Here is a 674-nt window from a genome sequence, read left to right as displayed (position 1 = left end):
TGTGCAGCCCGAGTTCTTCCCATACTGATACGGCTACGCCGATTTGCCCTTTGCCGCCGTCAATCAACACGGCATCCGGCCATTTGACACTTTCTCCGTTGGCTTCGGCTTCCTGCATTTTGCCGTAGCGGCGCGTCAACACTTCGCGCATGGCGGCGTAGTCGTCGCCGGGCTTGGCGGTCGTGATGTTGTAGCGGCGGTATTGCGAAGGCTGGATGCTTTGCTCATCGTACACAACGCAGGACGCAATAGTGGCCTCGCCTTGCGTGTGGCTGATATCGAAACACTCAAGGCGGTTGAGGCTGTCTGAATCCATGCCGAGGATTTTGGCCAGTTCATCAATACGGTGCTGCTGGCTGCTTTGTTGCAGGCGGCGTTGAGCAATCGCCATTTGTGCGTTTTGTTCCGCCATTTTCAACCAGACTTTACGTTCGCCTATGGTCTTGGTGACAAATTGCATCTGCTTGCCGTGTTCGCCTTCCAAAGCCTCTTTCAGCGCATCGGGAACGGGAAAGTTACTGATGATGATGTCGGGTTTGCTTTTGCCCAGATAGTGTTGGGCGACGAAGGCTTCAGCGTAATCTTGTCCGTTTGGCTCGGGATCGTTTTTGGTGTCGGGGAAAAAGCTTTTGTCGCCTACGTGCCGCCCACCGCGGATGCGGACCCAGTGTATG

1 pseudogene is annotated in these 674 nt (G+C 55.2%); it reads right to left on the bottom strand.

The annotated features are described in order from the left end of the window. Window positions 1–674 (bottom strand): annotated as a pseudogene (uvrC, locus tag ACTHUM_RS16995) (excinuclease ABC subunit UvrC); the annotation flags it as partial.

This window comes from Neisseria sp. P0021.S006 (assembly GCF_051956895.1).
Note: the sequence above shows the minus strand (reverse complement) of the source record. Positions and strands in the feature narration are given on the sequence as shown.